The organism is Mycobacterium sp. NPDC050441, assembly GCF_040655355.1.
In the GTDB taxonomy this organism is placed as follows: Bacteria; Actinomycetota; Actinomycetes; order Mycobacteriales; family Mycobacteriaceae; genus Mycobacterium.
Window position 1 is genome coordinate 52,662 of record NZ_JBFAJS010000004.1, and the last position, 17,713, is coordinate 70,374.

Annotated in this window: 15 protein-coding genes; 9 read left to right on the top strand and 6 right to left on the bottom strand. The window is 65.0% G+C overall.

The features are described 5' to 3' along the window. Positions 1–26: 26 nt before the first annotated feature. From AB0I14_RS13145 to AB0I14_RS13155, 3 genes are read right to left on the bottom strand one after another with little or no spacing between them, the layout of a single operon-like run. Positions 27–815: an ABC transporter ATP-binding protein gene (locus AB0I14_RS13145; protein ID WP_358021458.1), complete on the bottom strand. Its 789-nt coding sequence runs from the start codon at positions 813–815 to the stop codon at positions 27–29. Beyond that, on the bottom strand, positions 796–1,827 hold the full coding sequence (locus tag AB0I14_RS13150) for a glycine betaine ABC transporter substrate-binding protein (RefSeq protein ID WP_358021461.1): 1,032 nt from the start codon (positions 1,825–1,827) through the stop codon (positions 796–798). The genes AB0I14_RS13145 and AB0I14_RS13150 overlap by 20 nt, the downstream gene beginning before the upstream one ends. Continuing rightward, positions 1,824–2,687, bottom strand: coding sequence for an ABC transporter permease (locus AB0I14_RS13155; protein ID WP_358021464.1), 864 nt, complete (start codon positions 2,685–2,687; stop codon positions 1,824–1,826). Before AB0I14_RS13155 ends, AB0I14_RS13150 begins: the two co-directional genes overlap by 4 nt. A 185-nt stretch (positions 2,688–2,872) precedes the next feature. Here AB0I14_RS13155 and AB0I14_RS13160 point away from each other — a divergent pair, with 185 nt between their 5' ends. The 3 genes from AB0I14_RS13160 to AB0I14_RS13170 are packed head-to-tail and all read left to right on the top strand — an operon-like array spanning position 2,873 to position 6,186. Then, positions 2,873–3,544, top strand: a complete 672-nt coding sequence (locus AB0I14_RS13160; protein WP_358021467.1) for a helix-turn-helix domain-containing protein — start codon at positions 2,873–2,875, stop codon at positions 3,542–3,544. Continuing rightward, on the top strand, positions 3,541–4,398 hold the full coding sequence (locus AB0I14_RS13165; protein WP_358021470.1) for a 3-hydroxyacyl-CoA dehydrogenase: 858 nt from the start codon (positions 3,541–3,543) through the stop codon (positions 4,396–4,398). Before AB0I14_RS13160 ends, AB0I14_RS13165 begins: the two co-directional genes overlap by 4 nt. 18 nt (positions 4,399–4,416) lie before the next feature. Beyond that, complete coding sequence (locus tag AB0I14_RS13170; RefSeq protein ID WP_358022794.1) at positions 4,417–6,186, top strand: oleate hydratase; 1,770 nt, start codon at positions 4,417–4,419, stop codon at positions 6,184–6,186. Positions 6,187–6,199: 13 nt separating this feature from the next. Here the strand turns inward: AB0I14_RS13170 and AB0I14_RS13175 are convergent, their stop codons facing one another. Together AB0I14_RS13175 and AB0I14_RS13180 are read right to left on the bottom strand one after the other, a co-directional pair. Next, entirely contained in the window at positions 6,200–6,814 is a 615-nt protein-coding gene (locus AB0I14_RS13175; protein WP_358021472.1) for a DUF3159 domain-containing protein, read from the bottom strand. A gap of 52 nt (positions 6,815–6,866) precedes the next feature. Then, entirely contained in the window at positions 6,867–8,171 is a 1,305-nt protein-coding gene (locus AB0I14_RS13180) for a cytochrome P450 (protein WP_358021475.1), read from the bottom strand. A gap of 125 nt (positions 8,172–8,296) precedes the next feature. Here AB0I14_RS13180 and AB0I14_RS13185 point away from each other — a divergent pair, with 125 nt between their 5' ends. The 5 genes from AB0I14_RS13185 (at position 8,297) to AB0I14_RS13205 (ending at position 13,554) form a co-directional block, all read left to right on the top strand. After that, positions 8,297–8,959: a helix-turn-helix domain-containing protein gene (locus AB0I14_RS13185; protein ID WP_358021478.1), complete on the top strand. Its 663-nt coding sequence runs from the start codon at positions 8,297–8,299 to the stop codon at positions 8,957–8,959. Then, positions 8,956–9,969, top strand: a complete 1,014-nt coding sequence (locus AB0I14_RS13190; protein ID WP_358021481.1) for a magnesium transporter CorA family protein — start codon at positions 8,956–8,958, stop codon at positions 9,967–9,969. The genes AB0I14_RS13185 and AB0I14_RS13190 overlap by 4 nt, the downstream gene beginning before the upstream one ends. Before the next feature lie 118 nt (positions 9,970–10,087). Then, positions 10,088–11,614 carry a Re/Si-specific NAD(P)(+) transhydrogenase subunit alpha gene (locus AB0I14_RS13195; RefSeq protein ID WP_358021484.1) on the top strand — a complete coding sequence of 509 codons (1,527 nt, stop codon included), beginning with the start codon at positions 10,088–10,090 and terminating at the stop codon, positions 11,612–11,614. A 35-nt stretch (positions 11,615–11,649) separates the two neighbouring features. After that, positions 11,650–13,089 (top strand): Re/Si-specific NAD(P)(+) transhydrogenase subunit beta, encoded by a 1,440-nt coding sequence (gene pntB / locus AB0I14_RS13200; protein WP_358021487.1) that lies wholly within the window; start codon positions 11,650–11,652, stop codon positions 13,087–13,089. A gap of 81 nt (positions 13,090–13,170) precedes the next feature. Beyond that, the gene (locus AB0I14_RS13205; protein WP_358021490.1) at positions 13,171–13,554 is read left to right on the top strand and encodes a RidA family protein; all 384 of its coding nucleotides are present in this window, start codon (positions 13,171–13,173) and stop codon (positions 13,552–13,554) included. A gap of 73 nt (positions 13,555–13,627) precedes the next feature. Here AB0I14_RS13205 and AB0I14_RS13210 read toward each other — a convergent pair whose 3' ends face one another. After that, positions 13,628–16,420: a hypothetical protein gene (locus AB0I14_RS13210; protein WP_358021493.1), complete on the bottom strand. Its 2,793-nt coding sequence runs from the start codon at positions 16,418–16,420 to the stop codon at positions 13,628–13,630. Positions 16,421–16,525: 105 nt separating this feature from the next. Between AB0I14_RS13210 and AB0I14_RS13215 the strand changes: the two genes are divergently transcribed. Further along, positions 16,526–17,704: an ROK family protein gene (locus tag AB0I14_RS13215; RefSeq protein ID WP_358021496.1), complete on the top strand. Its 1,179-nt coding sequence runs from the start codon at positions 16,526–16,528 to the stop codon at positions 17,702–17,704. Positions 17,705–17,713 lie beyond the last annotated feature (9 nt).

The following is a 17,713-nucleotide window of genomic DNA, read 5'->3' on the forward strand; positions in this document are numbered from 1 at the left end:
CATGGCGTCACTTTCGGCGCAGAAGGTTATGCCGCGGCTTGCTTCACGGCCTCACTCACATCCGTCCGCAACTTGAGGTATTCCGGCGAGCGACGCAGTTCGTGCGCGTCGACGCCGGTGCGCGGCAGTTCCACCGGCAGGTCCACGGCGATCTTCCCGGGCCGGCGCGTCAGCACCACGATCCGAGAACCGAGGAACGCAGCCTCATCGGCACTGTGCGTCACGAAAACCGTTGTGCGACCGGACTCCGCGCTCACCTGACGGACATCCTCCTGCAACCGCTCGCGGGTAAGCGCATCCAGCGCCGCGAACGGCTCGTCCAACAGGAACAGCGGGGTCTCTGCGGCCAGCGCCCGCGCGATCGCGACGCGCTGCTGTTGGCCGCCGCTGATCTCCCAGATCTTGCGCTTGGCAGTGCCTTCCAGCCCGACGCGCTCCAGCAGTTCCTCGCGCCGTTCGACCCGTCGCTCGCGCGGCACGCCGGCGTACTTGAGCGCCAGATCCACATTGCCGCCGACCGTCCGCCACGGAAACAACCGCGGCTGCTGGAACACCACGCCGGAGGTGACACCGGGCGTCGGGCGGGAACCGGACACCTCGACCTCACCCTCCGACGGGGTCTCGAAACCGGCGATCAGGCGCAGCAGCGTGCTCTTGCCGCACCCCGACGCCCCGACCAGGACCAGGAACGAGCCGGGCTCGACGTCGAGATCCACCGGGCCAAGGGCGGTCACCTCGTCCGAGCCACGCCCGTAGCGGTGGGCGACGTTCTTGATCTTCAGACCGCCGGACGTGTCACTGCTTGGCGATGACATCCGGCAACCCCTTCGTGTAGATGGCGCCCTGGAAGGCCTGCAGCGGCGCGGCCTCGGGGATCTGCTTCTGCTCGGCCAGGAACTGCGACGCACTCTGCAGGTTGGCGGCGATGTTCCCCGGTGCCCCTTCGGTACCCAGCCATTCAGGTGACGCCACTTCGGCCGGCGTCAGGTAGACGCCCTGCTTCAGTTGTCCCGCAACATCTTCGGGGCTCAGGCCGACCTCGGCGGCGATCGCCTTGGCTGCGGCCTGCGGGTCGTTCTTGATGACGTTCAATGCGCGGGCCTGCTGCTGGCGCCAGATGTCGACGACCTCGGGGTGGGCGTTGGAGAACTCGTCGGACACGGCGGCCAGATCCAGCGTCGGCTTGCCGTCCTTAGCCAGCTGCCGGCTGGTGATCAGATCCCTGCCGGTCTTGCGCAGCTGGTCCAGCGTGGGCAGCCAGCTGTACGCCGCGGCGATGTCGCCGCGCTCCCAGGCCGCCAGGATGGCCTGCGGCTGCAGGTCGATCAACTGAACATCACCGGACGACAAACCGTTCTGTGCCAGCGCCGCCAGCAGGCTGTAGTGCGCGGTGGACGCGAACGGCGTGGCGACACGTTTGCCCCGCAGGTCGGCGATCGAATTGACGCCGGCGCCGTCACGGGCCACCAAAGCCTCGTTGTCACCGGCGACGTCGAGCACGAACGCCACCTTGTACGGAATGTTCAGCGGGGCCGACAATCCGCGGGCCACCGGGCTCGAGCCCAGGGCGCCGAAGTCCAGCTCCTTGGCGATGAACGCGGTGTTCACGTCCGCCCCGGAGTCGAACTTGGTCCACTTGATGTTGTAGTCGGGCAGCGCCTCTTCGAGCCACTTGTTGTTCTTGACGATCAGGTCCCCACTCGGAAAGGACTGGTAACCAAGGCGAATGGTGGGCTTATCGGAGCTCTGCCCGGAGTGGTCCACCGCGCAGCCGGCCAGCGCGACCATCGACAGCGCGGCAGCGGCCAGCAATGACTTGAATTTCATATCTTCCCTCTCCATGGAACAGCCCGCCGCTCGACGGCCCGCAATCCTCCGTCGATCACCAGACCCGAGATCCCGATCGCGAAGATCCCGACCAGCACGACCGGTGTGTTGTTGTAATTGCTTGCGTCCTTGACCAATCCGCCGATGCCGGGGATGCCGTTGAACAGTTCGGCGGCCACCACCGACGAGTACGCCATGCCCACCGCGAGCCGGATTCCGGTGAAGGTTTCCGGCAGCGCCGAGGGCACCACGACGTCGCGGATGACCTGTGTCCGGGTGGCGCCCAGGGCCCGGGCCGCCTCCTGCAGTCCGACCGGTGCGGCGACTACGGCCGCGGTGGTGGCCACCGCGGCGGGCGGCAGTGCGGCCAGGGCCAGCAGCGTGATCTTGGGCGCCTCGTCGATGCCCAGCCAGATCACCAGCAGGAAGAAGTAGGCCAGCGGCGGCAGAGCACGCAGGAACGTCAGCCACGGTTCGAGCACACTGCGCAACCAACCGACGGAGCCCATCAGAAGCCCCAGAAGGACACCGACGACCACGCCGATGACGACACCGGCCAGGACGCGGCGCAACGTCATATAGAGGTGCTCGTAGAGCAGGTACCCGGCGTAGCCGCGGGCACCGTCATGGGTTGTCGAAACGTCGACGAAGGCACGCCAGACCGCCGACGGGTAGGGCACGAAGGTCTGGTTCCAGATACCGGCCCAGGCGACGGCCTGCCAGACCACGAAGAACACCACGACCGACAGCAGCGGCAGTGCGGACCTGATCAGCAGGGCACGCCATCGATTGGACGGTGCGGCAGTACGTGGCGGACCGGTTTCGGCCTCGCTGGGAACGATGTCGACGAACACAGACACTGTGGGCAGCTTTCTGTTGCTGAAGGCAGGAGGTGGCGATGGGCTTCAGCGACGACAGCAGCCAGGCAGCGTTCCGTTCACTCGGGTATTGCTACCGGCGAGCGCCGGCCGGGTGAAGGTCTGAAATCGAGCTGAGTTTATTCACCCCGGTTGACATCGCTCGCAAATAGTGAGTACGTTCATTAATGAGCGCACTCATTAGCGAGGTGATCATGACCGGCCGGCGGACGCGGAACATGCAGGACAAGCAGCAGCGGATCTTCGCCGCGGCGAGTTCACTGTTCGACGCGCACGGATTCGAGTCCGTCACCGTGGCCCAGATCGCCGAGGCGGCCGACATCGCCGGCGGCACCCTGTTCCGGTACGCGTCATCAAAAGCCGAACTGCTGCTGATGGTTTACAACGACCAGTTCCGGCAGGCCATCGAGCTGGGCATGCACAACGCCGCCGATATCGACGATCCGAGCGCAGCCGTCTTCGCGATGGTGGCCCCCGTCATCACCGAGGCCGCACGCCGGCCGGGCAACGCGACGGCATACCAACGCGAATTGCTGTTCGGCGCTCCCACCGAGCGTTTCCGCGCCGAAGGCCTCGACAACGTCAGACGGCTCGAGGATGCAATCGCCGCGCGCCTGACGCGCGACCATCCGGCTGATCCGGACACCGACACCGAACTGCAGGCCGAGGCCGACCGCGCCGCCAGAAGCGTCTTCGCGGCGCTGCACCTGTTGGTGGTCCAGCCCTCGACCGGCATGAAGTGGGGCGCCGACGGCGCTCACGAACTGCTCCAGCAGATCAACCAGATCGTGCTGGGGTTCCTGGCAACCACAACACCACGAGAAGGAGAAACATCGTGACGAACTCGATCAAGACGGTGACCGTTCTCGGGACCGGAGTGCTCGGTTCCCAGATCGCGTTCCAATCCGCGTTCAAGGGCTTCACTGTCACGGCGTACGACATCAACGACAAGGTCCTCGAAGCGGCCAAGGGCCGGTTCGGGAAGCTCGCCGAGACCTACGCCAACGAGGTACCCGACGCCCGTGACGGCAAGGCCCAGGAAGCACTGACCCGACTCACGCTGACCTCCGATCTCGCCGCGGCGGTGGCCGACGCCGACCTGGTCATCGAGGCGATCCCCGAGATCCTCGATCTCAAGCGGGAGACCTACCAGAAGCTCGGTGAACTCGCGCCGGCCAAGACGATCTTCGCCACCAATTCTTCGACGCTGCTGCCCAGCGACCTCAAGGATTCCACCGGCCGGCCCGACAAGTTTCTGGCCCTGCACTTCGCAAACCGCGTGTGGCAGTTCAACACCGCCGAGATCATGGGAACCGCCGACACCGACCCGGCCGTTTTCGCCGCAGTGGTCGAGTTCGCCAAGGCCATCGGCATGGTGCCGATCGAACTGCACAAGGAGAAGGCCGGCTACGTCCTCGACTCACTTCTGGTGCCGTTCCTCAACGCGGCCGCCGAACTCGCCGCGGGCGGCTACGCCGACCCCAGCGCCGTCGACGACACCTGGCGGATCGCCACCGGCGCACCCGTCGGCCCTTTCCAGATCTACGACATCATCGGCCTGACAACGCCTTACAACATCATGGCCAACGGAGATGCCGAGGCCCAGAAGCTCGCCGCATGGCTCAAAGAGAACTACATCGACAAAGGAAAGTTGGGACTCGCCGCCGGCGAGGGCTTCTACAAGTACAGCTGACAAGGAGAAGTGAGTGAAATGTATTACAGCAGTGGAAATTACGAAGCATTCGCGCGCCCTCGCAAACCAGAGGGTGTAGAAGACAAGACCGCATGGTTCGTCGGAGCCGGCCTGGCGTCGATGTCGTCGGCGGTATTCATGATCCGCGACGGACAGCTTCCGGGTAACAAGATCACCATCCTGGAGCGGCTCCAGCTGCCGGGCGGCGCTCTTGACGGCATCAAGGAACCCGAGAAGGGCTTCGTGGTTCGCGGCGGCCGCGAGATGGAAGACCACATGGAATGTCTGTGGGACTTGTTTCGGACCATTCCCTCGATCGAGACCGAGGGCGCCAGTGTGCTCGACGAGTTCTACTGGCTCAACAAGGACGATCCCAACTACAGCCTGTGCCGGGCCACCGTGAACCGCGGCGAGGATGCCCACACCGACAACAAGTTCGCCCTCAACGCCAAGGCGCAGAAGGACATCGTCAAGGTGTTCCTCGCGACCCGCGAAGAGATGGAGAACAAGCGCATCAACGAGGTGTTCGGAAAAGACTTCCTGGAGAGCAACTTCTGGATGTACTGGCGCACCATGTTCGCCTTCGAAGAGTGGCACAGCGCGCTGGAGATGAAGCTCTACATCCACCGCTTCATCCACCACATCAAGGGCCTGCCGGATCTCTCGGCGCTGAAGTTCACGAAGTACAACCAGTACGAGTCGCTCGTGCTGCCGATGTACCGGTGGCTCCTGGATCAGGGGGTGACCTTCCAATTCGACACCGAGGTCACCGACATCGACTTCGACATCACGCCGAACCGCAAGCAGGCCACCAGGATCCATTGGATCAAGGACGGCCGGCCGGGCGGCGTCGACCTCAGCCCGAACGACCTGGTAATCACCACCATCGGCTCGCTGACCGAGAACTCCGACGACGGCGACCACAAGACTCCCGCCAAGCTCAACACCGGGCCCGCCCCGGCCTGGGACCTGTGGCGTCGCATCGCGGCCAAGGATTCGTCGTTCGGGCATCCCGACGTGTTCGGCAGCCACATCCCCGAGACCAAGTGGGAGTCTGCCACCGTCACCACCCTGGATCACCGTATCCCCGAGTATATCCAGAAGATCTGCAAGCGAGATCCGTTCGCCGGCAAGGTGGTTACCGGTGGCATCGTGACGGCGCGCGACTCCAAGTGGCTCATGAGCTGGACCGTCAACCGGCAGCCGCACTTCAAGCAGCAGCCCGCCGACCAGATCGTGGTGTGGGTGTACGGGTTGTTCGTCGACACCCCAGGCGATTACGTGAAGAAGTCGCTCAGCGAGTGCACCGGCGAGGAGATCACTCAGGAGTGGCTGTACCACCTGGGTGTGCCGGAAGCCGACATCCCCGAACTGGCCGCCAATGCCGCCAAGACCGTGCCGGTGATGATGCCCTACGTGACGGCATTCTTCATGCCGCGACAAGCGGGCGACCGTCCCGCCGTCGTCCCGGACGGTGCGGTGAACTTCGCGTTCATCGGTCAGTTCGCCGAGACCACCCGCGACTGCATCTTCACCACCGAGTACTCGGTGCGTACCGGGATGGAGGCGGCCTATCAGCTGCTGGGGATCGAGCGCGGGGTGCCGGAGGTGTTCAACTCCACTTACGACGTCCGCAAACTGATCGCCGGAACGGTACATCTGCGCGACGGCAAGGAGGTCGACCTGCCCGTTCCGGAGATCATTCGCAAGCGCGTGATCGGCAAGGTCACCGACAACGAGATCGGTGAACTGCTGGCCGAATACGGGTTGATCCCCGGCAACAGCTGACGATCGGCACCGATCAGGCCGCGGGTTGCGGCATCTCCCGTATCGCGTAGCGGACGGTCACCAGGATCAGTGACGTGGTGACGACGAACAGCGGCCAGCCCATGGCAATACGCGCGACGGCGAGCAGCCCGGCCTGATCGGTGACGTACAGGTAGTTCTGGACCAGGAAGCGCGACCAGGACACGGCAGCCAGCACGGCGGTAACGAGGTAAAAGGCCAGGCGCACCCGTGGGACCTCGCGCCAAGCGCCGCCACGGCCGGTCATCCAGGCCCAGACGACGCCGACGAGCGGGCGTCTGATCAGGATCGACAGGGTGAGCAGCAGCGCCGAGAACAATGCCATCCAGATACCCGGCAGGTAGAAGTCCTTGGCCTGGCCGGTGACCAGGGCCAGGCCGGCACACAGCGCGACGCCGGCGAACCCCCACAACGCCGGCCGGGCCGATTCCCGGCGCACCAACTGCCAGACCAGAATCGCCGCAGCCACACCGAGGGCCGCGGCGATTGCGGGGATGCGATCGAATGCTGCCGAGATCACCGCGAAGGTCGTCACGGGCAGAGCCGGGTACACCAGGCCTTGGATGCCGCCGACCCGCGCCAGCAGGCTCTCGACCGGACTGCTCGTCATTCCAGCGACAGTACCTAGCTCCCCTGCACAACTATCCTGACCAGCGCCGAGGTCACGAGCGAGGCCGCACAAGCCGGTTGCCGAGGGCGGCAGGCAACTCTCGGTAGCCGTGCAGATTGACCAGTCCACGTGGCTGCGGGTCCTGCGTGAGCCGCACGTCCGGATAGGTCTCGAACAGTGACCGCAGCGCGGTCACCCCCTCGATGCGGGCCAGCGCCGCGCCGAGGCAGGCGTGGATACCTGACGCGAAGGCCAGATGTTCGCGGGAGTTGGCACGGGTGATGTCGAAGCGGTCGGGTTCGGCGAACACCTGGGGATCACGATTGGCGCCACCGAGAAGCACGACGACCATGTCCCCGGCACGAATGCGTCGTCCGGCGATCTCCAGGTCGGACCGCGCGGTACGCGCAGTCATCTGCACCGGGCTTTCCATGCGCAGGATCTCCTCCACCGCGGCGGGCCACAGGTCAGGGTTGTCGCGCAGCAGGGCCAACTGCTCCGGATGCCGGAGCAGCAGGACGATTCCGTTGCCGATGAGGTTGACGGTGGTTTCGAAGCCGGCTCCGATGAGAAGCGCTGCGTTGGCCGCGAGTTCGTGATCGGTGAGATCATGGGCCGCCGCCATCCGGCTGAACGGCGTGACGCTCGTGTACCCGGCACGAACCTGGTCGAAGTGGTCCGTGAGATACGTGTCGATGCCGCGCAGTCCGTCGACCGCACGCCGGTAGGTCCGCCACGGAATACCGATGTCGAGCAGCGGCGATCCGTGGTGCCCCCACTCGAGTAGTTGCGCATGACGGTCGGCGGGCAAGCCCAGGATCTCGCCGATCATGACCAGCGGCAGGGTGGCCGCGAAATCGGCGATCAGATCGGGTTGTGGCGTTGCGGAAAGACTTTCGATGAGCTCGGCGGTCACCCCGGCCACCCGACTGTCGAGCTTGTCGATGGCCCGCGGAGTGAAACTCTGGGCCACCAGCTGCCGGTACCGGGTGTGATCGGGCGGGTCGACGATGACCATGGCCGGCGGTTCGACCGGGTTGGCCACCAACGGATCGGTCCACTCCAGTAAACGCGTCAGCGGTCGCGGCATTTCCATGCCGGTGGGCGGCGTGACACCGAATCGCTTGTCACGCAGCACTTCCCGGCACACTGCATGATCAGCACTGACCCAGGCGAATGGAGTCCGGATCAGCGGGCCCCGCCGCCTGACCTCCTCGATCAGCGGATAGGGGTCGTTTTCCCGACCATGGTTGGCGATCAGTCCGGCCAGCGGGTTGCCCAGGCGGCCCTGGATCCTCATGAAAGCCTTCGGCACCGCGTGCAGTGCCACCCATCGCGTCCACAACTTGATGTCCATAAATGCGCCCCCTCGCCTGACCCGATCATTAGAATGAGACGTGCGAGACAATTAGACACTCATCGTCTCTCTCGTCTCGATGGTTAGGCTACGACGATCGGGACACGCGGGCAAGGAGAACCTCGGTGACATCCACACGAACAGCGGACTTCGTGCGGCGACTCGCCGAACCGGATCCCGCTGCGCTGGCCCGGGTGCGCGATCCCGACCCGATCAGCAGCCGAATCCTGTCCGCCACGCTCGAACAGGCCGAACTCGTCGGCATCCGGCGCACCACGATGGAAGACGTGGCCCGCCGTAGCGGCGTCGGCCGCGCCACGCTCTACCGGCGTTTTCCCACCAAAGACGCCCTCATCGACGCACTGGTGCTGTCCGAGGCGCGGCGCTACCTCGACGGCAGCGCCCAGGCCCGGGCGCACGCCGACACCCTGGAAGACCGGCTCGTCTACGGCACCGTCTTCACGGTGACCTTCCTTCGGGACCACGCCCTGCTCAAGAAACTCCTGCGCACCGAACCCGAGACGATCCTGCCCAGCCTCACCGTCGACGCCGGGGCCATCATCGATTTCGCGACGGATCACTCGGCCGCGCAATTGCGGACCGACCTCTACGGGACCACCGAAACCACTCCGGCGCAGGAGCGCCACCTCCGCACCGTCGCCGAGCTACACACCCGACTCACGCTGTCGTTCATCGTCACTCCGCATACCGGCATCAAACTCACCAGCCTGGAAGACACCCGCGAGTATGTGCGCCGGTATCTGCTCCCGATGGTGGCCGCCGCGTGAAGACGGTGCAGGGGCGGGTTTGGCGCTCCGGAAAGCCGGTCGACGGCTTCGCGTTCTCGGACATCTCGGAGTATCTGGCCGACCAGGACACCCTGGTGTGGGCCGACATCTACGACCCCGATCACGACGCCCTACGTGCACTGGCCAAGGAACTCGGGCTCAACATGTGGGCCGTCGAGGATGCCGTCGCACCCAAGGAACGCACCAAAGCCTCGGTGTACCACACACATACGTTCTTCACGGTCTATGCGGTCGACACCCGGGAGCCGGCGCCGGACGCGGCGCCCGACACGTCGCTGTTGGTCAAACACCGCATCTCGGCATTCGTCCTGCCGCGAGGCCTGATCACCGTCCGGATCCCCAATGCCAACGGAGCGGGCACCGAGTTCGACGTGAGTGAGGTGTCACGGCGCTTCGACGACCTCGGCGGTCAGCGGTGCGGCGTGGGCTCCCTGGTGCACGGTCTGCTCGATGTCGTGGTGGACGGGCACTTCGAGGCTGTCGAGGCGCTCGACGACGCCATGGAGGGACTCGAGGACGAGTTGTTCGCCGACGGCGGTCCACGGCACGGCCTGCAACGGCGCACCTTCCAGTTGCGCAAGGACCTGGTCGAGCTGCGCCGCGTGGTGCTACCCATGCGCGAGGTGGTCAGCACCATTCAGCACCGCAGGCTCGATTCGTCCACCTCGCCCGACCTCGACCCGCTCTACGCCGACCTGTACGACCACGTGCTGCGGGCCTCGGAGTGGACCGAATCTCTGCGCGACATGGTCACCACGGTGTTCGAGACCAACCTGTCGTTGCAGGACGCGCGACTCAACACCGTGATGAAGAAACTCAGCGGCTGGGCCGCCATCATCGCGGTACCCACAGCCATCACGGGTTTCTACGGTCAGAACGTCATCTACCCCGGGATCAACACCGTCGTCGGGTTCGTCGCCAGCACCACTTTGATTGTTGTGCTGGTGATCCTGTTGTATGTGATGTTCAAACGTCGTGACTGGCTGTAGCCCCACCTGGGCCTTTGGTCACATCCCCCAAAAGGGGCATGGGCGTTATCTGAACACAAATGCGACACTCTTCCAGGCTGAACTAAGAGGCCTGAACACATAGAACGGAGCGGATTCGATGCTCATCGGGATCCCGCGCGAGTCCCTACCTGGGGAAACGCGCGTCGCCGCCACACCGCAGACAGTCGGGCAGATCATCAAGCTCGGCTATGCGGTAGTCGTAGAAACCGGCGCCGGTGCTGCCTCGAGCTTCTCCGACGCTGCCTACGTAGAGGCCGGCGCCGATATCGGCGACGTGTGGGACGCCGACGTCGTGCTGAAGGTCAACGCCCCCGATGATGCCGAGATCGGCAAGCTGCGCGACGGTGCGACGCTCGTGAGCTTGATCTCACCCGGGCTCAAGCCCGAGCTCGTCGAGAAGCTGTCCACCCGCCCGATCACGGTGCTGGCCATGGACGCGGTGCCGCGTATCTCGCGCGCCCAGTCGCTGGACGTGCTGTCGTCGATGGCCAACATCGCCGGCTACCGCGCCGTCGTCGAGGCCGCCCACGCCTTCGGCCGATTCTTCACCGGCCAGGTAACCGCTGCGGGCAAGGTGCCGCCGGCCAAGGTGCTCGTCGTGGGCGCCGGAGTTGCCGGCCTGGCCGCCATCGGCGCGGCAGGCAGCCTGGGCGCGATCGTGCGCGCCACCGACCCGCGGCCCGAGGTCGCCGACCAGGTCGCCTCGCTCGGCGGGGAGTACCTGTCCGTGGCGAACGAGGCCGCTGAGGTGTCCGCGACCGGCTACGCCAAGGAAATGGACGACGACTACAAGGCCCGCGAGGCGCAGCTGTACGCCGAGCAGTGCAAGGACGTCGACATCATCGTCACGACCGCACTGATCCCCGGTAGGCCCGCACCGCGCATCATCACCGCCGAGATGGTCGCCTCGATGAAGTCCGGCAGCGTGATCGTCGACATGGCCGCGGCCAACGGCGGCAACGTCGAGGGCACGGTCAAGGACCAGGCGATCGTCACCGACAACGGTGTGACGATCATCGGCTACACCGACCTGGCCGGCCGTCTGCCCGCCCAGGCCTCCCAGCTGTACGGCACCAACCTGGTGAACCTGCTCAAGCTGCTCACCCCGGAGAAGGACGGCAAGGTCGTCCTCGACTGGGACGATGTCGTGCAGCGCTCGATGACCGTGGTGCGCGACGGCGAGACCACCTGGCCCCCGCCACCGGTGCAGGTCTCCGCCGCGCCTGCCGCGCAGCAGGCTGCGGCCGCCCCGGTGGTCAAGGAAGCGAAGCAGCCAATGTCGACCGGGCGCCGGCTCGGCATCACGTTCGCCGCCGCGGCCGCCGTGTTCGCTCTGATCGCACTCTCACCCGCAGCACTGCAGGTTCACCTGACCGTGTTCGCGCTCGCGATCGTGATCGGCTACTACGTGATCGGCAACGTTCACCACGCGCTGCACACCCCGCTGATGTCGGTGACCAACGCGATCTCGGGAATCATCGTGGTGGGTGCCCTGCTGCAGATCGGCCACGGCGACATCGCCATCACCTCGTTGGCCTTCGTAGCCATCCTGCTGGCCAGTATCAACGTCTTCGGCGGCTTCGCGGTGACGCGTCGCATGCTCGCGATGTTCTCCCGCAGCTGACGCTCCCTACCCATAGAGACTTTGGAACGGACTCCATGTTCACCCTAGAAAACGTTGCCTCGGCCGCCTACGTCGTCGCGGCCCTGCTGTTCATCCTCGCGCTGGCCGGCCTCTCGAAACACGAGACGTCAAGGGCCGGAAACACCTTCGGCATGACCGGCATGGCGGTAGCCCTGATCGCCACCATCGCTCTGGCCTTCGACCGCAAGATCGAGCCGCTGGGCCTGGCCCTGCTGGTCGGCGCCATGATCGTCGGCGCCACGATCGGCCTGTGGCGCGCCAAGGTCGTCGAGATGACCGGCATGCCCGAACTGATCGCGCTGCTGCACAGCTTCGTCGGTCTGGCCGCCGTGCTGGTCGGCTGGAACGGCTACCTGCACGTCGAGAACAGCCTCGGCGGCGAGGAAGCCGTGAAGCTCGTCGGCGAGAAGATGCTCGGCATCCACTCGGCCGAGGTGTTCATCGGCGTCTTCATCGGTGCCGTCACCTTCACCGGTTCGATCGTGGCCAACCTCAAGCTGTCGGCCCGCATGAAGTCCGCGCCGCTGATGCTGCCCGGCAAGAACTTCCTCAACGTCGGCGCGTTGGTCGTCTTCGCCGCACTGACCGTCTGGTTCGTCATCGAGCCGCACCTGTGGCTGCTCATCGTCGTCACCGTGCTCGCCCTGCTGCTGGGTTGGCACCTGGTCGCCTCCATCGGCGGCGGCGACATGCCCGTCGTGGTGTCGATGCTCAACAGCTACTCGGGTTGGGCCGCGGCCGCATCCGGCTTCCTGCTCGGCAACGACCTGCTGATCATCACCGGCGCGCTCGTCGGCTCCTCCGGTGCGTACCTGTCCTACATCATGTGCAAGGCCATGAACCGGTCGTTCATCTCGGTGATCGCCGGCGGGTTCGGCATCGAGGCCGGGCCGGCCGAGGACAAGGACTACGGCGAGCACCGCGAGATCAACGCCGAGGGCGCCGCCGATCTGCTCAGCACGGCCGACTCGGTGATCATCACGCCCGGCTATGGCATGGCCGTGGCGCAGGCCCAGTACGGTGTGGCCGATCTGACCCGCAAGCTGCGTGAGCGCGGAGTCAACGTCCGCTTCGGCATCCACCCGGTCGCCGGCCGCCTGCCCGGCCACATGAACGTGCTGCTGGCCGAGGCCAAGGTGCCCTACGACATCGTGCTCGAAATGGACGAGATCAACGACGACTTCGAAGGCACTTCGGTCGTGCTCGTGATCGGCGCCAACGACACCGTGAACCCGGCCGCCGCCGAGGATCCGACCAGCCCGATCGCCGGCATGCCGGTGCTGACGGTGTGGAACGCCGACCACGTCATCGTGTTCAAGCGCTCCATGGCCTCGGGTTACGCCGGCGTGCAGAACCCGCTGTTCTTCCGGGAGAACACGCAGATGCTCTTCGGCGACGCCCGCGACCGCGTCAACGACATCCTGGCGGCGCTGCCCGCTGTGGAGCGCGTCTAAATTCCTCTGCCGAGCAGACGTGGCGGCCCCCTATTTCCTTGGAAATAGGGGGCTTTCGCGTCTCTTCACGGGAAGGTCTCCATGAGAATCGTTGTGCCGGAATGGATGCAGCCGATGTACGACGCCCACCACTTCTCTCCCGCGGTGATCGACGGCGATCACCTGCGCTGTTCGGGGATGATCGGGATGCGTCCCGACATGTCGGTTCCGGAGGATCCACGGGCGCAGTTCACTCAGGCCTTCTCGAACCTGCGGGGGCTTTTGGCCGAGGTTGGGCTGACGTTCGCCGATGTCGTCGACATCACCAGCTATCACGTCGGCCTGCAGCAACACGTGCAGACGTTCGGTGAGGTCAAGGACGAATTCGTGGCCGCGCCGTATCCGGCGTGGACGGCCGTCGGCGTCACCGAGCTTGCGATGCCCGGTGCGCTGGTCGAGATCCAGATCGTCGCCCGGTTCCCTTGAACGCCAACCGCTCCGACACACTCGCCGTGAAGTGAGCGGGTCGGAGCCGTTGGGTTGCCGAACTGTTCGAGGACTACATGTTTGCCCTGTCGTCGTCGATCCTGTCCTGATCGTTGACACTCTTTACGTCACCGTCGAGGTCAGAGGTGATGTGGCCGGTCATCGTTCGCTGCAGCTTGTTGATGGTGGCGTCCGCCTTGAGGTATCCGGTGTGCTCGCCTGTCACGGTGATATCGGCGAGGTAGCGGATGGATGATTGGCTGGCGGTGGTGTCCGTTGATTCCGTGCCGTTGAGGATCATCCCCTCTTCGTTGACGTAATCGGTGTAGGTGACGGTGCGGACGATGTGACCGGTCGTCGAATCGGTGACCTCGGTGACCACCGCGGCGCCGCCACCGGCGCCGGCATACGTTCCGGTGGGAGGCAGCGGCGCCGCGCTGGGCACATAGGTCTTTAGTTCAGGCGCCCATGTCGGGTCCGGCGTAGTCCTGTCGCCTTCCACCGGGCCGACGCTTGTCGTGTACTTCAGATTGGCGATCACCAGCCGGGATTCACCGGTCGGGCTGGCCTCCCAGAAAGTGACCGCATCGCCGGTGTTGTTCCAGCTCGCCATGCTGCGGGCGGTGTATCCATCGCCGTCGACGAACAAGGGAACCCCGTTCTCGCCGTCAAGATCATCCTCGGCGGCCAACGCCCACTCCTGGTTCGAGATGTTCGTTCCATCGCCGGTTCCACGGTAAGCCTCGTATACCGCGCCTTGGATGTCCGCCGGCAGGAATGCCGGCCGCACAATCCGCGACATCGGTGTCAGCGCGTCGTACCCGCGGGTGCTGCCGACCGCGATCCACTGTTCGTTGGGTGAGAGGTCGATGTCCTCGTCGTAGTCGAGGTTGCCGGTCAGGCGAGTCACCTCTCCGGTCTCGAGGTCGACGACGATGTCGTCGACGTTTCCGGCCTCATAGCGCCCGCCGAGAATGATCACCCCCTTGCCGTCAGGCGTCCATTGCTTTCCCTCACCGACCGGGTAAACGACGCGAGCATCGGCGATTTCATAGCCGGCATCCGTCCGCTCGAGCCTGCCCACCACCGGCACGGCCGTGATGAGGCCCTGCGGGGTCATCTGGATCTGACTGAACAACACGTGCGTCCCATCGGGAGAGATCCGCATCTCGCGTTGCGGGTCGAGCACGCGTGCCCCTGCCGGCGGCGTGATGACGGGAACCAACTGTTTGCCGTCGGCAGTCTCTTCGTAGACGACGTAGGAGTTGGGGCTCGTCGTGACCTGGATCATGATGCGGCCCGAACCATCCTGGAACGGAACGACTCTCGACAGTCCTGCGGTGACTTCCGGGGACACGCCGCAGGTGATGCACTCGACGTTGGAGCCGTCGACGCCGATGCGGTAGATCTCCTGGCGACCCCCCTCAGCCGGTGTGGCCCCGAAGTAGATGGACTGACCGTCTTCGGAGAACCGCGGGGTGTTCGGGTTCTTGATGCCGTCGGGCAGGTCCAGGATGACCCGCTCGACTGTGGGGTTGAGCACCGTGAGGTCGACGTCCTTCTGGGCAGTACGCGGTTTGAACAGCGCCAGCAGATTCACCTTGTCGCCGTCGGTGACTGACACGGTGAACGAATCGGTCTGTGCTGCTTCGTAGTTGATGTCATCCGGCGTGTAGGTGAACTCGCCCGTCTTCTGATCGATCGTCAACGTGCCGTGCTCAGGAGCCTTCGTGACCGTGTATGTCAACGCATCACCCTCGGCATCGGTCACCCCGATATTGCCGGTCACGGTCTGACCGGTCTGCACTGTTGTCGTCGGATTACTCACCACCGGCGCCTGATTGAACAGATTGCGCCGCACCCAGCCCAAGACCGCCCACGCCATCGGGGTGAACGGCTCCGGAGAATCGGGAGACGGTGCAAGGAACGGATTCAACAGATTCGTGACGATCCCGTTGAGCACCCCCGCCGCATCATCGGCAGGGTTGATCACCGGATTCTTCGGAGCGACCACCGCAGCGGTGGCGATCTGAACATCACTTGCCGTAGAAACGGCGAGCGTCTTGGCTTCGTGCACTGTAGAAGCCAACTTCGGCTCGGCGAGCTTGTCGGCGATCTCCTCCGACACCTTCTCGGTGATCGTGCCGGTGACCTGCTCCACCCGCTCAAGCGACTGCTTCACCCTGTCACTGAGTTTCACCTGACTCAGTGACGGCACGGCTTGCGCGGTCTCCGAGGCCCGCGGCGACGCAACAGCCGGCGCGGGCAGGTCCGGCAACACCAGTTCCGGCTCGCCCTTGCCATCGGCCAGGTCCAGCACCGTCGACCGAACCCTGTCAGGTATCGACGACAGAGCCTTCAAGGGCGCTTCAATCGCCTCGGCAACTCTGACGGGCTTGGTCGATTCCTCCTGCGTCCCAACGTTTTGATCATCACCGTTCGGCGATCCACCAGTGCTGCCAACGGTGACACCTGGCGCCACCTCCCTGGCCGACGACGTCTTGCCCGCCCGCTTCGGCTTGGCGGGTTTCTTGGTCCAGCCCTTCCCAAAGGCGGGTCCAGTCTTGCCCGCACCACTCGAGCCAGCCCCGGTCGGCGTTGCCGTCCCGGTGGACGCCCCACTCGACGATGCAGAGTCGGTCGAGCTGGGCGTGGAGGAATCCGACGACGACCCGGTGGTGTCGGCCGCGGCGACGCCATAGCCGCTGGCTACCGCGGCGACCAGCCATCCCGCCACCACGACGCCGCTGTATGCGCCGATCTTCGCGGTAGTTTGAGTTGTTCTCCGAGACACCGTCGGCCGTGCCGACGTACTCGACGACGACGAGGCGAGCAGGGGGTTGGTGAGGGGATTACTAGCGGTCATGGCGTGGCTCCGATGCCCTAGGTACCTATTTAATTTCTGTGACGAACTTAATAGCAGCCACCTTACGACGCCGTCAAGGAGGTTCCGCTGAAGCGGTCAGAATCAGTGCGCCAGGAAAAGCAGGTGCTGCACCTGCTGCACCGCCAGCGCGTCGTCCACCTGTTGCGGACCGAGGGTCCGCTAGCCCGAGCCGATCTGGCTGATCGACTCGGCCTGAGCCGTCCCTCCATCACCACCCTCGTCGGTGAACTGATCGAGGACGGGACCCTGGTCGAACTGGATTCCCGCGTCGAGGGCCCCGGTTACCGCGGCCGTCCCCGCAAACTTCTCGGCTGCAACCCGCAGGCACGTCGGGTCCTCGGTATCTGGATAGACGAACGTCGCGCACGTGTCGCCGTCGCCGACGCAACGGGCAACATCACCCACGAAGATGAGACACCCACGGCAGACAGAACGGCCGCGTCGGTGATCCGCTCGATCATCCGGATCGCGAAACAGCTGATCGACGACCCCACTGTCGGCTCCGTCGCGGCCGTGGGCATCTGCATACCCGGATTCATCGACAGCACAACCGGATTCGTCGTGGAATCTAAAGCGCTCGGGTGGTCCGAGGTAGAGCTGGGCCAACCGATCTCGCGCGCCCTCGGAATACCGACCGCCGTCCTGGATTCGACACAGGCCATGACTCTCGCCGAAACGATTGCCGGCGAGGCCCGAGAAGTGCGCTCCGCGCTGCTGCTCGACTGCGGAGGCCATGTGAACGTCGGGTTGATCATCGGCGGACGACCGTATTCCGGCGCGACCGGCGTCGCCGGAGCTATCGCGCACATGCCGGTCGCTGGCAGCGATGCGCAATGCCTTTGCGGCAGAACGGGCTGCGTCAACGCCACAGTGTCCCTGCACGCCATGCAACCCGTCGCCCCGCACACGGAAGGTGTACCGCTGAAGGACATCGACCTCGACGCGGTAGCGCAGGAAACGAGCCGAAACCCGGATGCCCAGAAGATCATCCGCGATGTGATCGACCGGATCGCTCACACTGCGATCCTCACCGAAGCACTCTTTGATCCGGAGGTCCTGATCCTCTCCGGGCTCATCACCGAGTTCGAGGAACTCATCGTTGCCCTCGAAGCGCGTATCGACGAGATCAGACCGCCCGAAAGGCGTGGCCGCACCACCACCGTGCGCTCACACATCGGCCGCGACTACCGGGTGGCGGTCATCGTGGCCCTGCAGCAACTGGATCCCGACATCGCCGGACTGCTGCGCACCCCAAATCCGTGAAAACTAGGA

Coding starts and splice junctions, on each gene's coding strand:
- AB0I14_RS13145 (WP_358021458.1), bottom strand. CDS start 815: ATGTCATCGCCAAGCAGTGACACGTCCGGCGGTCTGAAGATCAAGAAC.
- AB0I14_RS13150 (WP_358021461.1), bottom strand. CDS start 1,827: ATGAAATTCAAGTCATTGCTGGCCGCTGCCGCGCTGTCGATGGTCGCG.
- AB0I14_RS13160 (WP_358021467.1), top strand. CDS start 2,873: ATGAGCGCACTCATTAGCGAGGTGATCATGACCGGCCGGCGGACGCGG.
- AB0I14_RS13170 (WP_358022794.1), top strand. CDS start 4,417: ATGTATTACAGCAGTGGAAATTACGAAGCATTCGCGCGCCCTCGCAAA.
- AB0I14_RS13175 (WP_358021472.1), bottom strand. CDS start 6,814: ATGACGAGCAGTCCGGTCGAGAGCCTGCTGGCGCGGGTCGGCGGCATC.
- AB0I14_RS13180 (WP_358021475.1), bottom strand. CDS start 8,171: ATGGACATCAAGTTGTGGACGCGATGGGTGGCACTGCACGCGGTGCCG.
- AB0I14_RS13195 (WP_358021484.1), top strand. CDS start 10,088: ATGCTCATCGGGATCCCGCGCGAGTCCCTACCTGGGGAAACGCGCGTC.
- pntB (WP_358021487.1), top strand. CDS start 11,650: ATGTTCACCCTAGAAAACGTTGCCTCGGCCGCCTACGTCGTCGCGGCC.
- AB0I14_RS13205 (WP_358021490.1), top strand. CDS start 13,171: ATGAGAATCGTTGTGCCGGAATGGATGCAGCCGATGTACGACGCCCAC.
- AB0I14_RS13210 (WP_358021493.1), bottom strand. CDS start 16,420: ATGACCGCTAGTAATCCCCTCACCAACCCCCTGCTCGCCTCGTCGTCG.